Source organism: Yersinia sp. Marseille-Q5920, from assembly GCF_946902935.1.
GTDB lineage: Bacteria > Pseudomonadota > Gammaproteobacteria > Enterobacterales > Enterobacteriaceae > Yersinia > Yersinia rochesterensis.
The window spans coordinates 1-19,775 of record NZ_CAMPQA010000005.1; the positions used below are offsets into that span (position 1 = coordinate 1).

Below are 19,775 nucleotides of genomic sequence, written 5' to 3' on the forward strand. Positions count from 1 at the left end.
AAATAAAGGGTTACATCTGAGGTATCAGGCTAACAGCCTTAAGTCACGACGGGTTATATCTTATCTGACATTAGCGGAGAATATCTTGCGACACTCTCCGCTAATTTTAACGCGAACAGCACTGGATGCAGTTCTTAATCACCTCGCCAAAACCTACCGAAGTATGGTGTTGGTTTATTAGCGCTGAATTAGTGGGGATCCCTCAGCGCTTGGCGGGTTTTTTTGTGATTAGCGTTAAGTAAATGTGAAGCTAATCTCAAATTACATGTTTACCTAATGACAAATTTGCTAGCAGGCGGGGCCTCTGTCACAGTGACCGGCTGACCTCGGAGGGATTCATGGTATTGCAATCAACACGTTGGCTGTCGCTCAGCTATTTCACTTATTTCTTTTCTTATGGGATTTTCCTGCCTTTCTGGGGCATTTGGTTACAAGGGGAAGGGATCCCGCCTGAAACCATTGGTATTTTGCTGGGCGCTGGATTAATTTCCCGTTTTCTCGGCAGTTTAATTATTGCCCCCAGTGTTAAAGACCCATCCCATCTGGTGACTGCAATCCGCATTCTGGCGCTTCTGACATTGGCTTTCGCCGTGGGTTTTTGGTTTGGCAATGGCTGGGCTTGGCTAATGGTGATTATTGCCGGTTTTAACCTATTTTTTGGCCCATTAGTGCCACTGACTGATGCGCTGGCAGCGACCTGGCAAAAACAGATAACCATGGATTACGGCAAAGTCCGGCTGTGGGGGTCACTGGCTTTTGTTATTGGTTCCGCATTAACCGGCAAGTTGGTCTCGGTTTGGGGCCATCCGGCGATTCTTTACAGCTTGCTGTTCGGCGTTTCAGCCATGTTACTGGGAGCATTGCTGAAACCGAGTGTGATGCCGCAAGGCGAGGTTAAACACCGTAATGTGGCCGCCACAGACTGGAAAGTATTGCTCTCTGAGCCGCAGGTATGGCGCTTTTTGCTGTGTGTGACTCTCTTGCAAGGCGCACATGCCGGATATTACAGTTTCAGTTCTATTTACTGGCAAGAGGCCGGTTATTCTGCCGCAACCATTGGCTATTTATGGTCTTTGGGGGTGGTGGCCGAAATCCTGGTATTTGCATTCAGTAATGTCCTTTTCCGCCGCTGGACTGCCCGCAGCCTGTTATTGCTTTCTGCTGTGAGTGGCATTATCCGCTGGAGTTTGATGGCTTCCACCACGGAGTTGTCGTGGCTTATTCTGATTCAAATTCTGCATTGTGGCTCATTTACTGTGTGCCATTTGGCGGCGATGCGCTTTATTGCCGCCCGGCGCGGGGCAGATGTGATTCGTTTGCAGTCGGTTTATTCTGCACTGGCGATGGGCGGAGGAATTGCGGTGATGACCATTATCTCGGGTTTCTTGTTCGAACATTATCAGGGCGGTGTTTTCTGGGTGATGGCATTAATCGTGATTCCAGTACTGTTTATTCGTCCTCGGGTGGTGGCAAACCCGGAAGACCTCGCCCGTTAGGATAAATCTAATAGGCGGCGTAATTGCTGATTTTGTTGCGCGCTCATGGGTAATAATACCTGAATCAGCGGAGGTGTTGATTCAGGTTGCCCCACGGCATAAGGGGTCAGCACCACCGCAGTTCCGGCGGGCGCACCGGATTGCAAATACACATCATGGGGCAAATATTTAATATGCAACGGCAACAGAGTTAACTCGCGAATTTGCTGTTCAACTTGTTGTTCCAACTCTGAGTTATTCCTTGTCAGCAACAAAATTTGCTTCTCTTGTAATGCATTTCCCTGCATCAACCAGGCACCAAATCTAATGGCTATCAGGGCCGCCTCGTCGGCAGAGAATTGAATCTGATATTCTTGTTCGAACGCCGCCAGCGCTTGCTGAGTGGTTCGTAACAGCCGGGGGTATTGGCGGTTAACTTCTTCCAGCGATGAATTATCAATGCCGATATTGAAATAACAGCGCTCAATAGCTGGGGCGAGATGGGCAAAAAGCTGGTTCATTAACCGCTTATTGCTGCTCAGTGTCATACCGGAAAGTTGTTGAAAATGCATGACTAACTGGTCGATGGCCTTGTTTAGACGTGAATCTTCCACTGATTGAGAACCGTGATAATTATGCGCCTTAATCATGGTCAGCATCAGGATGAGCACGTCGCGTTCGATTTTATCGAGCGGGTCGCCCAGCAGCGGATTAAATAAATCAAATAAGCTGTCAGCAGCTACCAGCGCGGGTTTACATGTTAGCCATTGTTGCTGGGCGAGGGATAATTCTGGCAGAGCATGCTGCCGATTTTCCCAAGCACAATAAGCTAAATACAGTTGCAAAAACTGGCGATCTTTTTCATTGAGATGGCGGTTCAGATAGGGTTCACATTGGGCGATTATGTTGGGTAAATCCTCTGAAATCAGCCGATTATCCCATGAGAGAGCATGATATAAACTAGGCGCAAAATAGTGTTCAATAAACTCAGGGCAATAGCGAATGCCTCGGCGCAGCCAGTGGATTAAACACAGCCTTTTGTCGAGCCGACTGCCCTGAATCAAACAGATGTCATCGACATTGGCCCTCAGTTGCAAATGGTAGAAACACTGGATTTCATGAGTAACCTCGGCTATATCTTGCCGGGTAGTGGGCTGCTCGACGCCGTTGATTTGGCTGATAGCCTCCAATTGTACCCTGCTTGTGGGCATGAAGAGCATCAGTAACATATGGCAGCGGCGTTGTTGCCCGGACAGTGGTTGACTGGATAACAGCGGCACAGAAGACGTGTCCAAGTGCATATAACCGTCCGTGATGGATGTGTTGTTATTCATCATGCTTAAGCATAGCAAAAGAGATTCATTCAGTAGGTTAGGGCTGGGAGCTTTTACATCGACTTACAACTTACATCACAGTTATCGTGGAATTTCCAAGGATTGATTAATGCACTATATGTTATGTTATAACAAATTTGGCGTAATTAACCGACTGATTACCTTGCTGTTAACGGGGGGCGCTCTTATTTTCAGCCCACTGGCTCAGGCCCACCCTCATAGTTTTATCGATATGGATGCCAGCTTCGTCAGTGAAAAACAGACGTTGGTGGGAATAAAAATGGTGTGGACGATGGATGAAATTACTTCCGCAGATCTGTTATATGACGCAGAAAATGCCAAAAGTGACTCGGAAATCTGGAAAAAACTGGCGGCTGAAGTGATGGCGAATGTGCTGGGACAGCACTATTTCACTGATATCTACCGTGACGGTAAGCCGGTGAAATATAAAAATTTTCCGACAGAATATCATTTGTCGCGCAAGGGGCATCAGGCGGTTCTAGAATTTATTTTGCCCTTGGCCGAACCGCAGCCGCTGGCCGGAAAGCCTTTTATTATCTCGACTTACGACCCTACCTATTTTGTGGATATGACTTATGACGGTAATAAGGCGGTAAGGCTGTCGGATGAAATGGCGAAAAGCTGCAAATTGACCTTATTCACGCCCAACCCCAATACATCATTACAAGCTTACGCACTGTCTTTGGATAAAAGTGATTCACCAGGAGAAGATATGGAACTTGGCAAACAATTCGCCCAACGGGTCACCGTGCAATGCCAGTAGGTCTCGCCACTGTGTCGCGGCCAAAACATTGGCTAATAAATTTATGGCCACTGGTGCTGTTTTTAGTGTTGCTGGCCGCTGCCGCGCAGGTGGCATGGCTTTATTGGCCGGAACTGTTATTTAAAACAGTGGCTTGGCAAAAAAGTATGCATCAGCAGATGGCCCAGTTACTGCAACAGGTGAAAGCCAATCCGCATCAGGCCGGTTTAGCGCTGATGATGTTCAGCCTGATTTACGGCGTGCTACATGCCGTAGGGCCGGGGCATGGCAAAGTGGTGATAGTGACTTATCTTGCCACCCACCCGGCGCAACTTAAAAACAGTTTGAAACTGACGTTTGCGGCGTCGATATTGCAAGGGGGCGTCGCTATCTTGCTGGTTACTGTGCTGTTGGGCATATTGCAACTCTCCTCCCGCTATTTGCACCAAAGCAGCTTTTGGTTGGAGAAAGGCAGTTTTCTGTTGGTTATCGCGCTCGGCGTTTTATTGTGTTTCCGTGCAATAAAGCGGCTTTATCATCAAGTGAAGTTATTAAAACCGCAGAAAATCAGCATTCAGCGCCTACAGCCATTGAGTGCGACTCATGTTCACAGTGAAAGTTGCGGCTGTGGGCATCGCCATATGCCCAATTCTCAAGAACTACAAGCGGGTAATGATTGGCGCACTCGTCTGGCGATTGTTTTGGCGATGGGCATGCGGCCTTGCTCCGGTGCGATTATGGTGCTGTTGTTTGCTAAAGTCATTGGAGTCTATTGGTGGGGTATTTTGTCAGCCATTGCGATGGCGATCGGCACCTCATTGACCATCTCGTTACTGGCGCTATTTGTTCACTATGCACGGCGGCTGGCGGTGCATTTAAGCCGTAAGCGGGCACCCGCAGCATGGGGGGCGATAGCTTGGGCGACATTGGCATTAACCGGCGGAATTATTCTGCTGTTTGCCGGCGCTCTGCTTTATATTTCCAGTCAGCCGGACTTTATCGGCGGAGTCAGGCCATTTGGCCGCTAATTCTCACAATAAAAAAAGCCAGTCAGGGTTAGCCGACTGGCTTTTTAATGTGCATCCGTTAATCGTGTTTAATTAACGTTTTAAGGCGTCACTCACTTCGGCCTGAATGATAGACTGAAGAATACCTTTCACAACGCGCGGATTACCGGCCACGATATTGCCGGAGCTGAAGTGGTTATGGCCGCCTGCAAAGTCAGTTACCACACCGCCAGACTCACGAACTAACAGTTCGCCACCAGCAAAATCCCAAGGCTTCAAGCCAATTTCAAAGAAACCATCAACACGGCCTGCGGCGACATAAGCCAAGTCCAGCGCCGCTGAACCGGTGCGACGAAAATCAGCACACTGTTCAAACAGTTTACCCACAACGCGCAGATAAGCGGGAGCATGTTGTTTCACTTTGAATGGGAAACCGGTAGCCAGAATAGTGCCGTCTAAATCTTTGGCATTGGTGCCACGCAGACGGTAGCCGTTTAATTGAGCGCCTTGACCACGGGTAGCTGTAAACAGTTCGTTACGCATTGGGTCATAAACTACGGCAACTTCGGTACGGCCTTTGATGCGTACGGCGATAGAGACTGCGAAATGAGGGAGACGTTTGATGAAGTTGGTAGTGCCATCCAGTGGATCAATAACCCATTGCACATCATCGTCTTCGCCGAGCAACTCACCACATTCTTCACCAATAATGGTGTGTTTTGGGTAAGATTTACGGATAACGTCAACAATCAGACTCTCTGAGTCGCGGTCAACATTGGTAACAAAGTCATTACTGCCTTTCTGGCTCGCTTCGACAGCGTCCGGAGTTTCATAATTTTTGGCAATCAGGTTACCGGCCTTACGCGCAGCGCGTATGGCGATAGTCAGCATCGGATGCATGGGTATCTTCCACTAGGATGTTAAAGAACGAGAAACGGCGCGTAGTATAGCAGGGGATCGGATAAATTCCTATGTCTGTGTTAAGATATGCCGATTCCCCGTTATCCTCAGAGTTTGTATGCTACACAATATTCGTATCGTTTTGGTTGAAACCTCACACACCGGCAATATGGGTTCGACAGCCAGGGCCATGAAAACAATGGGATTAACCAATTTGTATCTGGTTAATCCTTTGGTTAAACCTGATTCTCAGGCTATTGCATTGTCTGCGGGTGCCAGTGATGTGATTGGCAATGCCACCATCGTGGATACCCTGGATGAAGCGCTGGCGGGATGCAGCTTGGTGGTTGGTACTAGCGCCCGTTCGCGCACCTTGCCTTGGCCTATGCTAGAGCCGCGTGAATGTGGCGTGCGCAGCGCACGTGAAGCTGAACATGCGCCGGTAGCACTGGTGTTTGGTCGTGAGCGGGTTGGCTTGACGAATGATGAGCTACAAAAGTGCCATTATCATGTGGCAATCCCGGCTAACCCGGAATACAGTTCACTGAATTTGGCCATGGCGGTGCAAATTTTAGCCTATGAAGTGCGAGTGGCTTTCCTTGACCGCCAGCAAGCAGCGGCGCCAGTAGTCGTAGAAGAGGAAGCGCCTTATCCATTAGTGGATGATTTGGAGCGTTTCTATCTGCATCTGGAGCAGGTTTTGTCTCATACTGGCTTTATTCGCCAGGCCCATCCGGGGCAGATTATGAGCAAGTTACGCCGCCTGTTTACCCGTGCGCGCCCGGAAGCTCAAGAGCTGAATATTCTGCGTGGGATGCTGACATCCATTGAGAAACAAGATAAATACCCGCAGCGTGGTGCTGATGCCAGTGAGCATAACAACAAAAATTAATGACCAATATCAATTGGTTATTATAGAAACTGTTCCATATTATTGAAAATGAAATTGTTAAATAATACTTGAGCGATTTACTAGGTTAAATAGTTGACTGAAACACTCGGGTATGTCAAAGTTCTGGCTTGTTCTCACCAACAGGTAATCTTAGCTATGAGACTGACATCCAAAGGCCGTTATGCCGTGACCGCTATGCTTGATGTAGCATTACATTCCCATGACGGGCCAGTTCCTCTGGCCGATATTTCTGAACGTCAGGGGATTTCATTATCCTACTTGGAACAGCTTTTTTCACGGTTACGCAAAAATGGCTTAGTCGCCAGCGTTCGTGGTCCAGGTGGCGGTTACCTGCTGGGTAAAGATGCTTCAGTAATCGCGGTCGGTGCGGTTATCACTGCCGTTGACGAATCTGTCGATGCCACCCGTTGCCAGGGTAAAGAAGGTTGTCAGGGTGGCGATCGTTGCCTGACTCATACTTTGTGGCGTGATTTGAGTGAGCGCATTAGCAGCTTCCTCAACAACATTACATTGGCAGAACTGGTTAATAACCAAGATATTCTTGAGGTTGCGGATCGTCAAAATAACGATACGCGCCGTACGGCCAATGGCCGACCGCAAGAGACGATTAACGTCAATCTGCGCGCATAAGCAGAATCTGCGGAATTTTACGTTTTGGAAGTGATGTACGGAGCATAAGAGCAATGACCGAATCAAAAATAAAGACACCGATCTATCTGGATTATGCAGCAACGACCCCGGTAGACCCTCGTGTCGCTGAAAAAATGATGCAGTACCTGACTCTGGACGGTATTTTTGGTAACCCCGCCTCTCGTTCTCATAAGTTTGGCTGGCAAGCAGAAGAAGCTGTTGATATTGCACGTAATGATATTGCTGCATTAGTCGGTGCGGACCCTCGCGAGATAGTCTTCACCTCCGGTGCAACTGAGTCCGATAACCTTGCGATTAAAGGTGCTGCTAACTTCTACCAGAAGAAAGGCAAGCACATCATCACCTGTAAGACCGAACATAAAGCAGTGTTGGATACTTGTCGCCAGTTGGAGCGTGAAGGCTTCGAAGTGACTTATCTGGCACCGCAGTCTAACGGCATTATCGACCTGAAACAGCTTGAAGCCGCCATGCGTGAAGACACCATTCTGGTTTCTATCATGCACGTGAATAATGAAATCGGTGTGGTGCAGGATATCGCGGCAATCGGCGAAATGTGCCGTAGTCGCGGGATCATTTTCCATGTTGATGCGACACAAAGCGTCGGTAAATTACCCATCGATCTGAGCCAACTGAAAGTCGATTTAATGTCTTTCTCTGCCCATAAAGTTTATGGCCCGATGGGCATTGGCGCAATGTTTGTTCGTCGTAAACCTCGCATTCGCATTGAAGCACAGCAGCACGGCGGGGGTCATGAGCGCGGTATGCGTTCAGGGACTTTACCCGTTCATCAGATAGCTGGCATGGGTGAAGCTTACCGTATCGCCAAAGAAGAGATGGAAAGCGAAGCTGCGCGCCTGCGTTCACTGCGTCTGCGGTTGTGGAATGGTCTCAAAGATATCGAAGAAGTTTACCTGAATGGCGATTTAGAGAATGGCGCACCTGGCATTCTGAACATCAGTTTCAACTATGTTGAAGGTGAGTCGCTCATCATGGCACTGAAAGATTTAGCTGTTTCATCGGGTTCAGCCTGTACTTCCGCGAGTCTGGAACCTTCTTACGTGTTGCGTGCGTTGGGGATGAACGACGAACTGGCTCACAGTTCAATTCGTTTCTCTCTGGGGCGTTTCACCACTGAAGAAGAGATCGACTACGCCATTGCGCTGGTTCGCAAATCCATTGGCCGTCTGCGTGACTTGTCTCCGCTGTGGGATATGTTTAAGCAGGGCGTGGATATCAGCAGCATTGAATGGTCGCACCATTAATTCCAGATTTTAAGACTCAGGAGTAATCACATGGCTTACAGCGAAAAAGTAATCGATCACTACGAAAACCCACGTAACGTCGGGTCATTCGACAACGCAGATCCTACCATTGGTAGCGGAATGGTTGGCGCACCCGCTTGTGGTGATGTCATGAAGTTGCAGATTAAAGTTAACGACGCTGGCATCATTGAAGATGCACGTTTCAAAACTTATGGCTGCGGCTCTGCTATTGCCTCCAGCTCTCTGGTAACTGAATGGATGAAAGGTAAGTCTCTCGAGCAGGCTGAAGCGATCAAGAATACTCAGATCGCAGAAGAGCTGGAGTTACCGCCAGTCAAAATTCACTGCTCAATTTTGGCTGAAGATGCCATTAAAGCAGCTATCGCCGACTACAAAAGCAAACATACTGCCAAGTAGTTGTAAAATAGGTTATTAATAACTGGCTCATTTTTCCTAAGGATTTCAAAATACTGCATACTAATACACGTGCAGTTTGAAAGATAACGAGGATATGAGCTGGTTTTCAGCGTTGAGGAAGGTCTATGTCGATATCAATCAGCGACAGTGCTGCACAACGGGTCAGCGCCTTTTTAAATCACCGTGGTAAGGGCTTAGGTCTGCGCTTAGGCGTACGGACGTCGGGCTGCTCCGGTATGGCATATGTCCTGGAATTTGTTGATGAAATGAACGATGACGATATCGTTTTTGAAGACAAAGGCGTGAAAGTGATCATCGACGGCAAAAGCATGGTCTATCTTGACGGCACCGAGCTGGATTTCGTCAAAGAAGGTCTGAACGAAGGCTTTAAATTCAACAATCCGAACGTCTCCAATGAGTGCGGATGTGGTGAAAGCTTTAACGTCTGACCCCTGTTTTTGTTCCTGCCTCAGGAACTTGATGCCTATATACCCAAAGTCATTGGAGTTGCAGGTAGATAGCCAGCAAACAAATCTTGATGAGCTTATTCAAGTAGGTCAACTACAAGTGAGTGATTCGAGGGCGTGAGTGCAGCTAACACCCATGCAATTCCAAGGACGAAGGGGATAACCCCAGAGCATGCTATGGATTACTTCACATTATTCGGGCTGCCGGCTCAGTACCTGATTGACGGCAACCAACTCACGACCCGCTATCAAGAATTGCAACGCCAATTCCATCCTGACCGTTTTGCAAATCAGCCTGAACGCGAGCGTTTGGCCTCATTGCAACAAGCCGCGACCATCAATGATGCTTACCAAACCCTCAAGCACCCGTTAAAACGGGCTGAGTATATGCTATCTTTGCAGGGTTTTGATTTAGGCAACGAACAGCATACTATGCGTGATACCGCGTTTCTGATGGAGCAATTGGAGCTGCGGGAAGAGCTTGATGCTATCGAACGCCACTCAGATGCTGAGGCGCAACTTGCTGCATTCAGTCGCCGTTTGGCACTGATGACGAAAACGCGCAGCCAACTGATGGTGGAGCAATTGGATCAACAACAGTGGGAACAAGCCGCTGACACGGTTCGAAAATTACGTTTTCTGGATAAGTTAGGACAGCAGGTTGAACAGCTAGAAGAGCGCCTGTTTGATGATTTTTCCTGAGAACGTAATAAGGCAATAAAATTGTATCTGATTGATAAAAATAAAAAATAAATTTATTGATGGCGCGAAATGCGCGGCTACTTCTTATTAGAGCGTGTCGTTAACGTTTTATATACTCTAAATAATTCGAGTTGCAGGAAAGCGGCAAGCCAACGCAGATGCAGCTTGAAGTATGACGAGTATAGATTGATGGAATCTCAACATGGCCTTATTACAAATTAGTGAGCCTGGTTTAACTGCACCGCCGCATCAACGTCGGTTGGCTGCAGGGATAGATTTAGGCACCACCAACTCACTGGTAGCGACAGTGCGCAGCGGTAAAGCGCAAACGCTGGCAGATGAACAGCTGCGGGATCTTTTGCCCTCAGTGGTTCACTATCAACAAAATGGCATTGATGTCGGCTGGAATGCGCGCAATTTAGCGGCATTGGACCCGGTCAATACCATCAGTTCAGTTAAACGCATGATGGGCCGTTCTTTGGCCGATATCGTGCAGCGCTACCCTAATCTGCCTTACCAATTCCAATCCAGTGAAAATGGTTTACCGATGATCCAGACGGCGAGCGGGTTGGTTAATCCGGTGCAAGTGTCTGCAGATATTCTCAAATCATTGGCACAGCGGGCACAGGCGGCCTTGGAAGGGGAATTGGACGGCGTGGTCATTACTGTCCCCGCTTATTTTGATGATGCTCAACGGCAGGGCACCAAAGATGCCGCTCGTCTGGCGGGGTTGCATGTGTTGCGTTTGCTCAATGAGCCGACCGCTGCGGCTATCGCCTATGGTCTGGATTCAGGTCAGGAAGGGGTGATCGCCGTTTATGACTTGGGCGGCGGGACATTTGATATCTCTATCTTGCGCTTGAGCCGCGGTGTGTTTGAAGTGCTGGCAACTGGCGGCGACTCGGCACTGGGGGGCGATGACTTTGACCACCTATTAGCCGATTGGCTGCGTGAGCAAGCTGGTATTGATTCCCGTGATGACCATGGTGTCCAGCGGCAATTATTGGATGCGGCCATCGCGGCTAAGATTGCCTTGAGTGATGCTGAGATTGCTGATGTCTCCGTGGCTGGCTGGCAAGGGCAAATCACCCGTCAGCAGTTTGAATCTCTGATAGCGTCATTAGTTAAACGCACATTAATGGCCTGTCGCCGCGCGTTAAAAGATGCGGGCGTCACTGCCGATGAAGTGCTGGAAGTGGTAATGGTCGGCGGCTCGACCCGTGTGCCCTTGGTGCGCGAGCAGGTTGGGCAATTTTTTGGCCGCACGCCACTGACTTCGATTGATCCCGATAAAGTGGTCGCTATTGGCGCGGCGATTCAAGCCGATATTCTGGTGGGGAATAAACCCGACAGTGACATGCTGCTGCTTGATGTTATCCCGCTGTCATTAGGGCTGGAAACCATGGGCGGTTTAGTGGAGAAAATCATTCCACGCAATACCACTATTCCGGTCGCCCGCGCGCAAGAATTTACCACCTTTAAAGACGGCCAGAGCGGGATGATGATTCACGTGCTGCAAGGTGAGCGCGAACTGGTACAAGATTGCCGTTCTCTCGCCCGCTTTAGTTTACGGGGTTTACCGCCGCTGCCCGCGGGGGGCGCGCATATTCGTGTGACTTTCCAGGTGGATGCGGACGGTTTGTTGAGTGTCACGGCGATGGAAAAATCCACCGGCGTGGAGGCATCGATTCAGGTGAAGCCCTCTTATGGGCTGTCTGATGATGAAATTGCCAATATGATTAAAGATTCGATGGCGAACGCGCACAGCGACATTGGCGCACGTAAGCTGGCGGAACAACAAGTCGAAGCCTCCCGCGTGTTGGAAAGTTTACAAGGCGCATTGGCACAAGACGCAGCACTACTCAGTGAGCAAGAAAGTACTGCTATCGCTCAGGCGATGGCGGCATTACAGCAGCAGATGCAGGGCACTGACCCACATGCAATCGAAGCTGCGATAAAAGCGTTAGATGCACAAACGCAAGATTTTGCCGCGCGCCGGATGGATGCTTCTATTCGCCGTGCTTTGGCTGGCCATTCAGTGGATGAGGTTTAATCATGCCCAAAATAGTATTTCTGCCCCATAAAGACCTTTGCCCGGATGGTGCAGTGCTGGAAGCAACCCAAGGTGAGACTATACTGGACGTTGCCCTGCGCAATGGAATCGACATCGAGCATGCCTGTGAGAAATCCTGCGCTTGCACGACTTGCCACTGTATCGTGCGCGAAGGCTTTGATTCGCTACCAGAAAGCAGTGAGCTGGAAGATGATATGTTGGATAAAGCTTGGGGTCTGGAGCCAGAAAGCCGCCTGAGTTGTCAGGCGACAGTGACGGATGAAGATCTGGTGGTTGAGATCCCGCGTTATACTATCAACCATGCGCGAGAACATTAATTATACTCGTCATACTTCAAGCTGCATGTGCGTTGGCTACGTTCAATCACCCGAATCGCTTACAACAGTAAGCTCATCGGGACTCTTTCACTTGCCGCCTTCCTGCAACTCGAATTATTTAGAGTATATACACGAGAACATGATATGAGCTTAACCTGGCAAGATACCCGCGAGATTGGCGAAGCGCTTTACGACCAGTTCCCGGACACCGATCCGAAAACAGTGCGTTTCACTGATATGCACCAATGGATCTGTGATTTAGAAGATTTCGATGACGATCCGCAAGGATCAAATGAAAAAGTGCTGGAAGCCATCCTGCTCGTCTGGTTAGATGAATTTGAATAAATACCTGAGGGTCGCACGAGCGGCCCTTTTTTCTATTGTTACTTTATAGCTGGCTGTTACTGTATAGCAGACAGTATTTTTTAGAGTAGAACGTTTTGATCCGCCGTGGCTAACACAGGGCCGCGTATAAGCAGCTGAATAACAGCAAAAAATAATAATGAAGAGGTAGTTCATGACAACAGAAATGATGCAAGTAACCTTATCAAATACCCCAGCCGACGCCCGTTGGGGAGAGAAAGCCCAGTTGAGTACCGATGCCGAGGGGATGACTATCCACCTGACGGGTAAAAATGAATTGGGTACCATTCAACGCGCCGCCCGCAAAATAGATGGGCAAGGTATCAAACAGGTAAAACTGGCCGGTGAGGGCTGGGGTCTGGAGCAAAGCTGGGCATTTTGGCAAGGTTTCCGTGGGCCAAAAGGCCAGCGCAGTGTGGAATGGGCAGAACTGCCAGAGAACGAAAAAACCGAGCTAAAACAACGGCTAAAAATCATTGACTGGGTGCGCGATACCATTAATGCGCCCGCAGAAGATTTAGGGCCAGAACAATTGGCTAAAAATGCGATTGATTTGCTGTGCGCAGTATCATGCGATGCTGTCAGCTACCGCATTACCAAAGGCGAAGATCTGCGTGAACAGGGCTATGCCGGGATTTACACCGTGGGCCGTGGTTCTGATCGTGCGCCGGTGTTGCTAGCTTTGGACTATAACCCGACCGGTAACCCAGATGCGCCGGTGATGGCATGTTTGGTTGGCAAAGGAATTACTTTTGATTCAGGCGGTTACAGCCTGAAACAGAGCGCATTTATGGACTCTATGAAGTCCGATATGGGCGGTGCGGCGACAGTCACGGGCGCATTGGCATTAGCAGCAGCCCGTGGTTTGAAAGAGCGGGTGAAACTGTATTTGTGTTGTGCGGATAATATGGTTAGCGGTAATGCCTTTAAGCTGGGTGATATCATTCGCTATCGCAATGGCAAGACTGTCGAAATCATGAATACTGATGCTGAAGGGCGCTTAGTCTTGGCTGATGGTCTGATTGATGCTTCAGAGCAGAATGCACCGCTGATTATTGATGCTGCCACTTTGACCGGCGCGGCAAAAACAGCGTTGGGTAATGATTACCACGCGCTATTTAGTTTTGATGATGAATTGGCACAAGAGTTGTTGAGCAGCGCGCAAAGTGAGCATGAGCCTTTCTGGCGCTTGCCGTTAGCTGAATTCCATCGCAGCCAACTGCCATCCAACTTTGCTGAGTTGAATAATGTCGCGGGGGCAGCCTACAGTGCGGGTGCCAGCACTGCCGCCGCATTTTTGTCACATTTCGTGAAAGACTATCAGCAAGGTTGGCTGCACATTGACTGCTCCGCGACTTACCGTAAAGGTGCGGTTGATCAGTGGTCTGCCGGTGCTACAGGCCTGGGTGTTCGTACTATTGCTAACTTGCTGTTGGCGAAAGCAAAATAATCATCTTAATGATTTGAAAAGAGTCTCGGGGGCGCATTTGCGTCCCTTTGTTCGATCTATTTTATGTTTTTCTGGAGTAGAGCATGAGTTTGCCACAACCCCCTGCTGCTGATAGCCACGATAGTCACCATCATGATGAAGACCAAAGTCTGGAGTCTTTGCTGAAACTGGCGGCGACGGAATCAATTCATCGCACCGCTTTTTTTCGCACACTGTTGGATGCCACGGTTTTGGTGCTGGTGGACGGGTCAGAGCAGGGCGATGAAGAGGGTGAGATGGCCTTTACAACAGGCGATGGGGTGAATATTCTGCATTGGGAAAAGCAGGATGGTGAATCGGTCATTCCCTTCTTTACCTCGGTAGAGGTGCTCCAGCAAGCGCTGGATATCGCCGAAGATCAACAGGTTGATAGTGAAAAACTGTCGGTAAAACAGCCTTTTATCGCCATGCCAGTGCGGGTGTTATTTGAAATAACCCAAGGTGCGCATCTGTTTTTGAACCCAAAATCAGAGCATGGTAAAGAGTTTTGGCCGCAAGAAGTGGCGATGCTGCTGGAAAATGGCGGTTTAGCCCAATCAGCCGAAATGGTGGTGGATAAAGAGAGCCAAATTCTGTTGGGGCAGCCGGAAGAATATCCCGCAGCAATGGTGGATGCCCTGATCCAGCTGTTTAGCCAGCGTAAACCAGTGCGGCGTGCTTTTTTGGCACTGATGCATGATAAGAGTGTGGATGATAAACCTAACTTATTGGTTGGGCTGGAAGTGGATGGCACAGATGATGAGATTGACCAATTGATTCAAGAGGCCGGTAATGTTGCCAGTGACTATGCACCGGATGATGGCCCGGTAGATTTTTGCGTGGTGAATGAGAAAGAGCGGGGGGTAAGCCATTACCTGATGACGCATACCCAAGCATTTTACCAGCGCAGATGGGGCAGTTGGCTGAGGAATATTATTCCTTCGACCAGCCATTAATGAGAAAAGGGAGCCAATTTGGCTCCCTTTTTATGACAGATAATCATCATTGCTACATGAAGAAATTACTGTGTAATTTAGAAGGTATAAGCAACGCCCATATTAATAGTCATTGGGGTGGTAATGTTTTTACCTTTAGAAACTTTAACTTCTGAGCCGATAGACAGGTTAGACGTCAGGTTTACATTGATACCCACACCGGCGTTAGCACGAGTCCCTTTCAGGCTATTATCAAACATCTCGTTGTTAATCATCACCTTGTTACTTGCCATCAAGTCATGGTCTACCGAGAAAATTGCATAAGGCCTTATTTCTGCGCCGCTATTCAACACAAAGCGATAACCCGTGTTCATGCCCAGAGTGCCGGTTGTCGTACGTGAACCTTGGTTCTGCGCCTCCATGCCGTTAGACAATTTATATTGGCTTTTACCCGAGCTGAAGGTGTTCAAGGCCACATAAGGGGAAACATACATCGCATCAATATTGATATGTTTACCCGCTTTTACTGCCAGCCCCATGCCGGAGAAGTTAGCTGCTCCAGTCGCGTTATTAGCTTGTGATGTCACACTGAGGTTCTGTTTAAACTGGTTGGTTTTGAACACACCATTCAGGTAATAGCCGCTGTTTGCCAAATATTGGACGTAAGCGCCCAATGAGTTGCTTTCCACACTGCCGCTGCTCTGGTAATCAGATTTGATATTGGCGCTAGTATGGCTGGCGAAGCTACCCACACTGAACACGGCATCACCCAACTCAATGGCTTTATCGCCACCTAAAGTCATGCCACTTAACTTCTGATTGAAGTTGGTTGCGGTGCCTTTCACGTCGTAACTGTCATTCAGGTAAGTTAACCACACCCCACTTTCGTTGGTTGCTGAACTTTGTTTATCTAAGCGATTGTGAATTGAGCTTAATTCGGCGTTAAAGATAACGGGCATGGTATTGGCGACGGCTAAAATACCCGCCGTATTTGACGTCAATTTCGTTTTATCTGCGACCAGTTTGAAGCCGCCTTTACCATCACTGACCAGTGAGTGTTTATAGTTACCTAAGTCTACCGGTCCATTAGCCAGGACGAAGTGGGCAGTATTTTTTCCTTTTACATCAATAACATTCAGATTCGCTGGGGCCACGCCACTGGTGTTTATCTTAATGGAAAAAGCCCCATCGGCACTACCCGTGATATTCAATGGTGCGCTGGTATGATTAACCAGTGTTGAACCCAGATTAAAACTACCGTCACCCGCCAGCGATGCCATAGTCAGTTGAGCCGCAGACCGGCTCATATCAATATTACCACCCGCCAATTTCACATTTTTAAAGGCGAATTGTGCTGGCTTGCCGTTGTTACCAGCAAAAGCAGCGCGGGAAGCCGTGCGCACCGCGGTGAGTGGTGCATCTGCGGAGAACAACTGCATATTACCGGCTAAGTTCAGGTCTGCATTTTGGGTGGTTGCGCCACCCTGCACGCTGAGAATACTGTCTTTATTGGCATCAATAGTGCCGCTAATGTTTGCGGTTCTATCAAAAATGACGGTGCTGCCAGTGAATGCGGCATTCACTAAATGACCTGAAATCAAGGCACGGCCATTTTCAACTACCAGCTTATGCGCTTGTGCACGCGCCATCAGATCAAATTTACCGCCTTTGACCAGACTATTGTTAGCAATGGCACCTTTATTAATCGTCAATTTGCTGCCGTTAACGGTGGTGTTATTGGCAGTTGCCTTGTCAACCAGTGTGAAATCAACTGTATTGAACAGGGTATCTTCGATAGCAGCACCCTCTTGAACATCAAATGTGCCGCCATTGATTGTTGTTGCTGTGGCTTTCGCACCTGCTTTTACGGTGAATTCACCCTCATTCAAGGTGGTCTTGTTGGCTGTGGCACCTTTATTCAGCGCGAATTTGCCGCCTTTAACGGTGGTGTCTTTGGCTGCGCTATCAACAATAAAGTCGCCGGAATTCAAGGTGGTAGTGTTGGCTGTCGCACCTTTATTTAGCGCAAATTTGCCGCCTGTCACGGTGGTGTTATTGGCTGCGCCATCAACAATAAAGTCGCCGCCATGTAAGGTGGTCGTGTTGGCTGTGGCACCTTTATTCAGCGCGAATTTACCGCCTGTAACTGTGGTGTTATTGGCTGCGCCATCAACAATAAAGTCGCCGGAATTCAAGGTGGTAGTGTTGGCTGTCGCACCTTTATTCAGCGCAAATTTGCCGCCTGTCACGGTGGTGTTATTGGCGGTGCCATCAACAATAAAGTCGCCGGAATTCAAGGTGGTGCTGCTGGCCGTTGCACTGTCATTAACAAAAAACTGGCTGTGACTGACAACGGTATCTTTAGTTTTTGCACCCTCTTGCAGGGTAAAGACTGAACCTGACGTCAGTTTGGTCGCATCCGCTGTTGCACCTTTTACCAACTCTAATTCGGCAAAGTCCAGCAGAGTGTCAGTGGCTGTGGCACCACTTTCGAGGGTAAATGTGGTGGCTCTATTAGATATATGAGCGTTTTCGACTGTGGCACCAGATTTGAGAATCAGTGTACCTTCACCAGATACATTGACTTCATCCGCACTGGCACCGTCATTAACGGTCATCGTGCCATTGAGCACATGAGTTAAAAAGGCTGACGAACCTTTTTCCAAGGTAAACTCACTATTGTCAGCACGCACCTCAGTTCCGCTGGTTTTAGCATTAGCCTTTAAAGTAAATACCGCGTCTTCACCGACTTTAGTGCTATCAGCCGTTGCTCCCTCGATCAACTCCAGATTGGCTCCATTCAGTGAAGTATGTTGCGAGTTAGCCCCTTTTTCGATAGTCAGCGTGCCGCCATCAATAGCGGTGTTAAAGGCTTTAGCGCCATCTTTCAGCTCAACAGTCCCTTTTGTGCTGCTAAGGTTATGAATTTCGGCAAATTTGCCAACCGTCGCTGTACCACCTTCAAGGATTTTCGCACCATAGGATTCAGCAACGTTTATGACATCCTTGCCATTCGCATCTTGTTTCTTTTCACCTTTCAGTGACAGCTTGCCACCATCATTGATGACTGAATCGTGATCAGTACCACCATTGTTGTTAATGATGCCTTTATTGATCACTGTATCGTGAGCCAGTGCGCCAACGGCCAAGTTTAGGGTACCGTCTTCGCTAATAATGCTACCAATGACCTGGCCGTCTTTTTCAACATGTTGCGTGCCGCCCGATACTTGGGTAGCCATTGCCATCGTGTTTGCGGTGACTGTTTGCAGCTCACTTTTGGCAATGATTTTATCAAATACCGGCATATCAACAGTAGGATCGGTCGCTTTATCTAACTTAGCGAGCGCTGCTACTGCATTATTCATTTCGGTTGTTTTGGTTGCCAGTTCGGCATTTACGTCAAGTTTATGCTGTTGGGCAGCATTATACTGAGTGGCTGTGTTTTGGGCGGCATTTTCGGCTGCTGTGTGTGCAGTAGTTGCATCCTGAACTAACTGATCTGCAGCTTCTGCTTCTGCGATAGCCTGTTGGGCTGCTTTAGCTTCCGCTATTTTTAACGCGGGAGTCGTTGAGGTATTAATCAGATCCTGTAACTCTTTTGCGAGATTTAACGTATTTACATCCCAATTTTGATCTACCGCTGTAATCGCCACCGCTTTTTCTTTATTAAGTTTTGTTAACTCATCTTCAGCTTTAGTTTTCGCTTTTTCTGTTTTTGTAGCGAGTGTATCAAGAACGCTTGATTTAACACCGAGAAGAAGCTCGTTCGATTTTGCCTTAGTGTTTGCTTGCTTTGCTGCTTCCTGTGCCTGTTTAGCCGCTACTTGCGTATCTAATTTAGCTTTTTTATCGGCGAAGTTGATTGCCAGTTTTTCTTTTTGTTCTGAGGTAATCACACCTTGATTTAGATAATCCTGAAGCTTATTCAGGGCATCTTTGTCAGTTTGTTGTTGCTGCTCGATTGCTGTGATTTTTTGCTTAATCACGGGCGAAAGAGTTGATTGGTCTTGGGTTAGTGACGAATTAAACAGCGAATCGGCTTCTTCTGGTGTGAACTGACCCGGTGCTTTGGTCTCTAGACTGGTAGCAAAAGCATTTTTCGCGGCTTGAAGGAGTTTGTTCTTGTTGTCATCACTCTGATCTTTTGCATAGGTAAGAGCGGCCTCTGCTCCCAGTATATTTTTTGCAAATACCTTTTCAAAGGCAGCTAATTCTTTATTCGCTTGTTTTTTTTGTTCAGGTGCCATTGTGTCAATAGCAGCTTTAATATTCACAATTTGCTGCTGGTGATCACTTTTTATTGCCGCAATTTGCGATTCAGCCTCAGTTTTCATCTGTGATGTAATGGGTTGACCCGCTGGGAAGAAAGTTTCTAGCAGGATATCCTCAGGTTTTTTGTTGTTAGCCACGTTATTATTGGCCGTGAGACGGCTGGTTATCTGAGTGTTGCTGCCATTCGATATATTGGGTGTAACCGCTGTTGTTGATGCGGCTACTGCCCCACCTGACACCAGCGAAGAAATCAAGATAGATAAAGGTAATAAACGCGTATTCAGAGTGCTGTGATGACTCATGGTTTTATAAGTTCCTATTTACAGATTAATTTTGATAGACACGCACTAAATATTTTCAATAACGGAAAGATGTTGGGTGAAATATAATGGCGTGAGGTGGTTTTGCCTATTTATTAAAAAATAAAAGGTGTCTGTTTATATTTATTTTATCTT

17 protein-coding genes and 1 pseudogene are annotated in these 19,775 nt (G+C 48.1%); 15 read left to right on the plus strand and 3 right to left on the minus strand.

The annotated features are described in order from the left end of the window. Together OVO64_RS08435 and OVO64_RS08440 are read left to right on the plus strand one after the other, a co-directional pair. Positions 1-181 (plus strand): annotated as a pseudogene (locus OVO64_RS08435) (IS4/IS5 family transposase); the annotation flags it as partial. A gap of 157 nt (positions 182-338) precedes the next feature. Continuing rightward, positions 339-1,496, plus strand: a complete 1,158-nt coding sequence (locus tag OVO64_RS08440) for a 3-phenylpropionate MFS transporter (RefSeq protein WP_038635491.1) — start codon at positions 339-341, stop codon at positions 1,494-1,496. On the opposite strand, the gene csiE is transcribed toward OVO64_RS08440, so the two are convergent. Continuing rightward, positions 1,493-2,776, minus strand: a complete 1,284-nt coding sequence (gene csiE / locus OVO64_RS08445) for a stationary phase inducible protein CsiE (RefSeq protein WP_038635489.1) — start codon at positions 2,774-2,776, stop codon at positions 1,493-1,495. The two genes, OVO64_RS08440 and csiE, sit on opposite strands and share 4 nt — an antisense overlap. A gap of 151 nt (positions 2,777-2,927) precedes the next feature. On the opposite strand from csiE, the gene OVO64_RS08450 reads away from it, so the two are divergent. Both OVO64_RS08450 and OVO64_RS08455 read left to right on the plus strand, forming a co-directional pair. Then, entirely contained in the window at positions 2,928-3,593 is a 666-nt protein-coding gene (locus tag OVO64_RS08450; RefSeq protein ID WP_186368475.1) for a DUF1007 family protein, read from the plus strand. Next, on the plus strand, positions 3,584-4,600 hold the full coding sequence (locus OVO64_RS08455) for a nickel/cobalt transporter (RefSeq protein WP_038635483.1): 1,017 nt from the start codon (positions 3,584-3,586) through the stop codon (positions 4,598-4,600). Before OVO64_RS08450 ends, OVO64_RS08455 begins: the two co-directional genes overlap by 10 nt. Before the next feature lie 72 nt (positions 4,601-4,672). Here OVO64_RS08455 and suhB read toward each other — a convergent pair whose 3' ends face one another. Next, entirely contained in the window at positions 4,673-5,479 is an 807-nt protein-coding gene (gene suhB, locus OVO64_RS08460) for an inositol-1-monophosphatase (protein ID WP_038635480.1), read from the minus strand. A 118-nt stretch (positions 5,480-5,597) separates the two neighbouring features. On the opposite strand from suhB, the gene trmJ reads away from it, so the two are divergent. The 11 genes from trmJ (at position 5,598) to sseB (ending at position 15,069) form a co-directional block, all read left to right on the plus strand. Beyond that, positions 5,598-6,371 (plus strand): tRNA (cytosine(32)/uridine(32)-2'-O)-methyltransferase TrmJ, encoded by a 774-nt coding sequence (gene trmJ / locus OVO64_RS08465; RefSeq protein ID WP_050291490.1) that lies wholly within the window; start codon positions 5,598-5,600, stop codon positions 6,369-6,371. Positions 6,372-6,527: 156 nt separating this feature from the next. Beyond that, on the plus strand, positions 6,528-7,022 hold the full coding sequence (iscR, locus tag OVO64_RS08470; RefSeq protein ID WP_038635476.1) for a Fe-S cluster assembly transcriptional regulator IscR: 495 nt from the start codon (positions 6,528-6,530) through the stop codon (positions 7,020-7,022). A 68-nt stretch (positions 7,023-7,090) separates the two neighbouring features. Further along, complete coding sequence (locus OVO64_RS08475; RefSeq protein ID WP_038639726.1) at positions 7,091-8,305, plus strand: IscS subfamily cysteine desulfurase; 1,215 nt, start codon at positions 7,091-7,093, stop codon at positions 8,303-8,305. A gap of 30 nt (positions 8,306-8,335) precedes the next feature. Next, entirely contained in the window at positions 8,336-8,722 is a 387-nt protein-coding gene (gene iscU, locus OVO64_RS08480) for a Fe-S cluster assembly scaffold IscU (RefSeq protein ID WP_004393581.1), read from the plus strand. A 125-nt stretch (positions 8,723-8,847) separates the two neighbouring features. Then, positions 8,848-9,171: an iron-sulfur cluster assembly protein IscA gene (gene iscA, locus OVO64_RS08485; RefSeq protein ID WP_004393580.1), complete on the plus strand. Its 324-nt coding sequence runs from the start codon at positions 8,848-8,850 to the stop codon at positions 9,169-9,171. Positions 9,172-9,366: 195 nt separating this feature from the next. Further along, positions 9,367-9,891, plus strand: coding sequence for a co-chaperone HscB (gene hscB / locus OVO64_RS08490; RefSeq protein WP_038635472.1), 525 nt, complete (start codon positions 9,367-9,369; stop codon positions 9,889-9,891). Positions 9,892-10,093: 202 nt separating this feature from the next. Further along, the gene (hscA, locus tag OVO64_RS08495; RefSeq protein ID WP_050291489.1) at positions 10,094-11,944 is read left to right on the plus strand and encodes a Fe-S protein assembly chaperone HscA; all 1,851 of its coding nucleotides are present in this window, start codon (positions 10,094-10,096) and stop codon (positions 11,942-11,944) included. Positions 11,945-11,946: 2 nt separating this feature from the next. Further along, positions 11,947-12,282, plus strand: coding sequence for an ISC system 2Fe-2S type ferredoxin (gene fdx / locus OVO64_RS08500; protein ID WP_038635467.1), 336 nt, complete (start codon positions 11,947-11,949; stop codon positions 12,280-12,282). 144 nt (positions 12,283-12,426) lie between these two features. Next, positions 12,427-12,627 carry a Fe-S cluster assembly protein IscX gene (iscX, locus tag OVO64_RS08505; RefSeq protein ID WP_004702435.1) on the plus strand — a complete coding sequence of 67 codons (201 nt, stop codon included), beginning with the start codon at positions 12,427-12,429 and terminating at the stop codon, positions 12,625-12,627. Positions 12,628-12,799: 172 nt separating this feature from the next. Continuing rightward, a complete protein-coding gene (pepB, locus tag OVO64_RS08510; RefSeq protein WP_038635464.1) occupies positions 12,800-14,095 on the plus strand; it encodes an aminopeptidase PepB in 1,296 nt (431 codons plus the stop codon). Between the two features lie 83 nt (positions 14,096-14,178). After that, a complete protein-coding gene (gene sseB / locus OVO64_RS08515; RefSeq protein WP_038635462.1) occupies positions 14,179-15,069 on the plus strand; it encodes an enhanced serine sensitivity protein SseB in 891 nt (296 codons plus the stop codon). Between the two features lie 77 nt (positions 15,070-15,146). Here the strand turns inward: sseB and OVO64_RS08520 are convergent, their stop codons facing one another. Beyond that, complete coding sequence (locus OVO64_RS08520) at positions 15,147-19,622, minus strand: autotransporter outer membrane beta-barrel domain-containing protein (protein ID WP_267248715.1); 4,476 nt, start codon at positions 19,620-19,622, stop codon at positions 15,147-15,149. Positions 19,623-19,775: the final 153 nt, after the last annotated feature.

Bases quoted from the DNA above. Each gene is read 5' to 3' on its own strand.
- OVO64_RS08440 (WP_038635491.1), top strand. From the start codon at position 339: ATGGTATTGCAATCAACACGTTGGCTGTCGCTCAGCTATTTCACTTAT.
- OVO64_RS08520 (WP_267248715.1), bottom strand. From the start codon at position 19,622: ATGAGTCATCACAGCACTCTGAATACGCGTTTATTACCTTTATCTATC.
- OVO64_RS08450 (WP_186368475.1), top strand. From the start codon at position 2,928: ATGTTATGTTATAACAAATTTGGCGTAATTAACCGACTGATTACCTTG.
- pepB (WP_038635464.1), top strand. From the start codon at position 12,800: ATGACAACAGAAATGATGCAAGTAACCTTATCAAATACCCCAGCCGAC.
- csiE (WP_038635489.1), bottom strand. From the start codon at position 2,776: ATGCACTTGGACACGTCTTCTGTGCCGCTGTTATCCAGTCAACCACTG.
- suhB (WP_038635480.1), bottom strand. From the start codon at position 5,479: ATGCATCCGATGCTGACTATCGCCATACGCGCTGCGCGTAAGGCCGGT.
- trmJ (WP_050291490.1), top strand. From the start codon at position 5,598: ATGCTACACAATATTCGTATCGTTTTGGTTGAAACCTCACACACCGGC.
- hscB (WP_038635472.1), top strand. From the start codon at position 9,367: ATGGATTACTTCACATTATTCGGGCTGCCGGCTCAGTACCTGATTGAC.
- fdx (WP_038635467.1), top strand. From the start codon at position 11,947: ATGCCCAAAATAGTATTTCTGCCCCATAAAGACCTTTGCCCGGATGGT.
- iscR (WP_038635476.1), top strand. From the start codon at position 6,528: ATGAGACTGACATCCAAAGGCCGTTATGCCGTGACCGCTATGCTTGAT.
- iscA (WP_004393580.1), top strand. From the start codon at position 8,848: ATGTCGATATCAATCAGCGACAGTGCTGCACAACGGGTCAGCGCCTTT.
- hscA (WP_050291489.1), top strand. From the start codon at position 10,094: ATGGCCTTATTACAAATTAGTGAGCCTGGTTTAACTGCACCGCCGCAT.
- sseB (WP_038635462.1), top strand. From the start codon at position 14,179: ATGAGTTTGCCACAACCCCCTGCTGCTGATAGCCACGATAGTCACCAT.
- OVO64_RS08455 (WP_038635483.1), top strand. From the start codon at position 3,584: ATGCCAGTAGGTCTCGCCACTGTGTCGCGGCCAAAACATTGGCTAATA.
- iscX (WP_004702435.1), top strand. From the start codon at position 12,427: ATGAGCTTAACCTGGCAAGATACCCGCGAGATTGGCGAAGCGCTTTAC.
- iscU (WP_004393581.1), top strand. From the start codon at position 8,336: ATGGCTTACAGCGAAAAAGTAATCGATCACTACGAAAACCCACGTAAC.